Origin of the sequence: Terrisporobacter muris, from assembly GCF_024621905.1 — a bacterium.
GTDB classification, from domain to species: domain Bacteria; phylum Bacillota; class Clostridia; order Peptostreptococcales; family Peptostreptococcaceae; genus Terrisporobacter; species Terrisporobacter muris.
The window spans coordinates 1-4,876 of sequence record NZ_JANKBY010000287.1 but is presented as its reverse complement, the minus strand read 5'-3'; the positions used below and the strand labels follow the sequence as shown (position 1 = coordinate 4,876).

Sequence of the window (4,876 nt, the reverse complement as noted above, 5' to 3'; positions counted from 1 at the left end):
AATTTATAAAAGTGTTGCATTTGCAACATATAAGCTAAGATAATTGGATTACTATTAATATTAAGTAAGATTACTTTGAAAAGTTAATTTTAAAATTTAATAAGAAAATAATATCTAGCCCGAAGGCTGAATAAATTTGTTATGAAGACGCTAATTTGAAAGCGTCTTTTTTTGTTGTGAGGAGGGGTTAAATGCAGTTAGATAATATTCGTAATTTATGGAAAAATGATAGTGTTAACAAAAAAGCAAGTGTTGACTTATGGAATTCTATGGCAGGAAGCTTCAACAAATTTGTAGTTCCCACAGTAGAAAGTAGTAAGTTTTTAAAACTGGTATCAGATAACAATATGATAAAATCTAATTTTAAAGTGTTAGACGTGGGGTGTGGAGCTGGAAAATATTCTATTGCTTTATCAAATTTATGTGAAAAAATTATAGGAATAGATTTATCACCAAAGATGATTGAAAATGCAAAGAGCAATAAAGAAGAATATAAGATAAATAATATAGAATTTTACTGTGAAGACTGGGCAGATATGGATTTAGATGAGAGAGGATTTGAAAATAATTTTGATTTAGTTTTTGCTCACATGACTCCAGCAGTAAATAGTGCAGAAACATTTGAAAAACTATCAAAAGCTAGTAAAAAATACTGCGTATTATGTAAACCGACTAGAAGGAGCGATCCTGTATCTGAAAAAGTAAAAGAGCTAGTAGGTATAAATAACAATAAAGAAAGTTGTGATATGGATATAGCCTATGCATTTGAAATGCTATGGTTACAAGGGTATGAACCAAAGGTAGAATATGAGAAACAAGTTTGGAATATGGAAAAAACACTTGAAGAAGCTTTTGAATTATATATAAATAGAGTCAAATCATATAAAGATATTACCCTAGAGGAAGAAGAAATTATAAAAAAATATTTAGAGTCAATAAGCAAAGATGGAGTAGTTAGTGAAGAAGTAAACACAACTATAGCAACTTTATATTGGCAAGTATAGGAGGAAAATAAAATGGATAAAAAATTATGGGAAAAAGCAGTGGAGTTTCATGGACATGAGTGTCCAGGTCTTGCAATAGGAGTAAGAGCTTGTGAGGCGATAATGGAGAAAATGGGTATTACATGTGCAAAAGATGAAGAAATAGTTTGTATTACAGAAAATGATGCTTGTGGAGTAGATGCAATTCAATCATTACTTGGATGCTCCATAGGAAAAGGAAATTTAATTTATAGAGGAACAGGAAAACAAGCATTTTCATTCTTCAACAGAAAAAATGGTGAAAAATTACGTCTTTATTTTAAAGGAGTAAGTAATGTAGAGGATAGAGATGCTAAACAAAAGTTTATTTTAGAAGGACCAATAGATGAAATATTTGACTTTTCAGTGCCAAAGTTTGATTTACCAGAGGAAGCTCGTATTTTTACAAGTATAGAATGCGACTGTTGTAAAGAAAAAGCGCCAGAGCATAAGATGCATTTACAAGGTGGCAAAACAGTTTGTGAAGATTGCTTCAATCCATATAACAGAGGCTGGTAGTTTGAAATAATAAGAGAAGTTGGTAGCTTTAATAAATAACAAAATAATAGCAGATAATTATAGTTTTATTAAGCAATAAAATAAAAATGTGAGGGGGAATTAATATGAAATTTATAAAACGTTTTTTACCAATAATGCTTATATTTATGTTGGCACTTACAGGATGTAGTCAAACATCTGACGAAGGGAAAAAAGAGGAGGCAACAACTAAAACTGTAACAGATATTTTAGGGAGAGAAGTAGAAATACCAAGTGAATCAGATTCTATTATAGCTTTAGGTGCTGGAGCTTTGAGAATGGTGTGCTATATGCAGGGAACAGATAAAGTTGTAGGTGTAGAAAATTTAGAAAGTGAAACAGATATAGCAAGACCTTACAGCTATGTTTATCCAGAACTTTCTAAGTTGCCAGTAGTTGGTGAAGGTGGAAGTAATGGTAGTGTTGCATATCAGGAAGAAATAATAAAAGCAGAACCAGATGTTATAATAGCTGCTTATGATAAAGATATGGCAGAAGATTTAACTAAAAAGACTGGAATACCAGTAGTTACAGTTTCTTATGATGGAATATTTGATGAGAATATGGATAAATCTCTAAAATTAATAGGAGAAGTTATTGGAAAACAAGATAGAGCAGATGAATTAGTTACATATATGGATGAATTAGAAAAAGATTTAAATGATAGAACTAAGGATATAGCTGATGAAGATAAACCAACAGTATATACTGGAGCAGTAAGTTTTAGGGGAGAACATGGATTTGAAGGAACATATGCTAAATATCCTCCTTTTGATGCAATAAATGCTAAAAATGTAGTAGATGAAACTAAAAAAAGTGGAGCTTTATTAATAGATTTAGAAAAAGTATCTACTTGGGATCCAGATATAATTTTCTTAAACCCTACAAATATGAAATTAGTAAATGAAGATTATAAGAAAAATCCTGATTTTTATAATTCACTAAGTGCTGTAGAAAACAAAAAAGTTTATTCTCAACCATCATATAACTGGTATACAACAAATGTGGAAATTGCAATAGCAGATGCTTACTATGCAGGAACTATAATATATCCAGAGCAATTTAAAGATGTAAAAGTGGAAGAAAAAGCAGATGAAATATACGAAAAATTCTTAGGTAAAAAGTTATATAGTGATTTTGTAAAAGAAGGATTAGGGTTTGGACCTATTACTATTGGGGAGTGATTAGATGTTAGCAATGAAACAGCATAAAGTACTAAGTGATTATAATCAGTATGTTTATAAAAAAAGGTTCATATTACTTATTACACTTTTACTTACAATAGGAATGGGGCTTTATGCAATTAGTGTAGGATCATCAAATTTACCTGTAATAGAAGTTATCAAAACTCTTTTGGGACAAGGTAGCAAGCAAAGTAATATGCTTTTGTATAATATAAGACTACCTAGAGTTGCTATGGCAGTAGTATCTGGAGTAGGTTTAGCTATTACAGGATGTGTTATGCAAAGTATATTAAAAAATCCTTTGGCATCTTCATCAACTTTAGGAGTATCTCAAGGGGCTGCATTTGGAGCTGCACTAGCTATAGTATATTTTGGAGCAGGAGCTATACAAAGTAATACAGCAGATGCAGTGGCAATTAGTAATCCATATATGACAAGTATTTGTGCTTTTTTAGGATCCATGGGAGCAACAATAGTTATTTTAATACTTTCTAGATTTAAAAAAGTAACACCTGAAACTATGGTGCTTGCAGGAGTTGCCATAAGTTCATTGTTTTCTGGAGCAACGGCTCTAATTCAGTATTTTGCCAATGATGTTCAAGTTGCAGCTATAGTATTTTGGACCTTTGGAGATTTAGGTAGAGCATCTTGGACAGAAATATTAATAGTTACAGTTATATCGTCAGTAGCTCTTTTGTATTTCTTTTATAATCGATGGAATTATAATGCATTGGAAAGTGGTGAACAAACGGCAAAAGGTTTAGGAGTAAATGTATCTGCCATGAGGATTGTAGGTATGATAATATGCTCTTTGACTGCATCAGTTATTGTATCTTTTGTTGGAATAATCAACTTTATAGGATTAATAGCACCTCATATTATGAGAAGGTTTATAGGAAATGACTATAGATATTTAATACCTGCATCAGCAATATTAGGAGCTTTCTTATTATTATTTAGTGATACTATAGCAAGAATGGTAATATCTCCAATAATTTTGCCAATAGGAACTATAACATCTTTTATGGGTGCTCCTCTGTTTTTATATATTTTATTTAAAGGAGTTGAAAAATAATGTTAAAAATTGATTCCTTAAAATTTTCATATAAGCACAATGCTAAAATTCTAGATGATATAAAATTTGATGTGGAAAGTGGAGAGTGTATAGCAGTACTTGGCAACAATGGAGCTGGAAAAAGTACAATGTTAAAATGCTTAAACAGAATTATTTCACCTCAATATGGTAGCGTTTATGTGGAAGAAGAAGATATACTAAAGCTTAGACAAGGTGATATTGCAAAGAAGATAGCCTATGTAGCGCAAAAAAATGAAGCAACTAAATTTACAGTATTTGATGCAGTACTTCTTGGAAGAAAGCCTTATATAAAAGTTAGTGAAACTAGAAAAGATATAGAAATAGTTGAAGATATAATAAAAAGAATGGGATTAGAAGATTTTTCATTGAGATATTTAGATGAGCTTAGTGGAGGAGAATTACAAAAAGTAATGCTGGCTAGAGCATTAGCACAACAACCTAAAGTTTTATTATTAGATGAACCTACAAGTAATTTAGATTTAAAAAATCAATTGGATGTATTAAAAACAGTTCACGAAATTGCCCATGAAAATAATATATCTGTAATTATTGTAATACATGACTTAAATTTAGCTTTAAGGTATTGTGATAAATTTATGTTTTTAAAAGATAGAAAAATATACGGTTATGGAGGTATGGAGATAATGTCTCCTGAAAATATTGAGGAGGTATATAAGGTACCTGTAGAAGTAAAGTCTTATAATAATAGAAGTATAGTTATACCTTTAACCTAAAATAGGAAAGCTGTGATTTGATAATTTTATTAAATCACAGCTTTTCTTTATATAAACATATTTAATTTATGGAAGATAAAAATATGAAAAAGTATATTATTGTACTAAAGAACCCTAAATAAGAAGAAAGTTTTAGACAATAAAAAAGATGGCAAAGCCATCTTTTTAACTACATAATTCATACTCGGGGAAAGTAGAATATTATGTAAAAAAACTAGTGTGATAAAACTAAGCTAACTTCATCTAAGGGTTAAAAACAAAAAAAGTCAGAAGGTTTAAGCCTTCTGACTTTTTTTATATTTT

5 protein-coding genes are annotated in these 4,876 nt (G+C 30.1%); all 5 read left to right on the top strand.

Features of this window, described 5'->3' with window-relative positions:
• Positions 1-191 precede the first annotated feature (191 nt).
• The 5 genes from NSA58_RS16210 (at position 192) to NSA58_RS16190 (ending at position 4,573) form a co-directional block, all read left to right on the top strand.
• Positions 192-1,004 (top strand): class I SAM-dependent methyltransferase, encoded by an 813-nt coding sequence (locus NSA58_RS16210; protein ID WP_074429295.1) that lies wholly within the window; start codon positions 192-194, stop codon positions 1,002-1,004.
• Positions 1,005-1,016: 12 nt separating this feature from the next.
• Positions 1,017-1,541: an FmdE family protein gene (locus NSA58_RS16205; protein WP_039678364.1), complete on the top strand. Its 525-nt coding sequence runs from the start codon at positions 1,017-1,019 to the stop codon at positions 1,539-1,541.
• A 104-nt stretch (positions 1,542-1,645) separates the two neighbouring features.
• Positions 1,646-2,743, top strand: coding sequence for an iron ABC transporter substrate-binding protein (locus NSA58_RS16200; protein WP_257560678.1), 1,098 nt, complete (start codon positions 1,646-1,648; stop codon positions 2,741-2,743).
• Positions 2,744-2,747: 4 nt separating this feature from the next.
• Positions 2,748-3,818, top strand: coding sequence for a FecCD family ABC transporter permease (locus NSA58_RS16195; RefSeq protein WP_242842682.1), 1,071 nt, complete (start codon positions 2,748-2,750; stop codon positions 3,816-3,818).
• Positions 3,818-4,573 (top strand): ABC transporter ATP-binding protein, encoded by a 756-nt coding sequence (locus tag NSA58_RS16190; protein ID WP_200886375.1) that lies wholly within the window; start codon positions 3,818-3,820, stop codon positions 4,571-4,573. The genes NSA58_RS16195 and NSA58_RS16190 overlap by 1 nt, the downstream gene beginning before the upstream one ends.
• Positions 4,574-4,876: the final 303 nt, after the last annotated feature.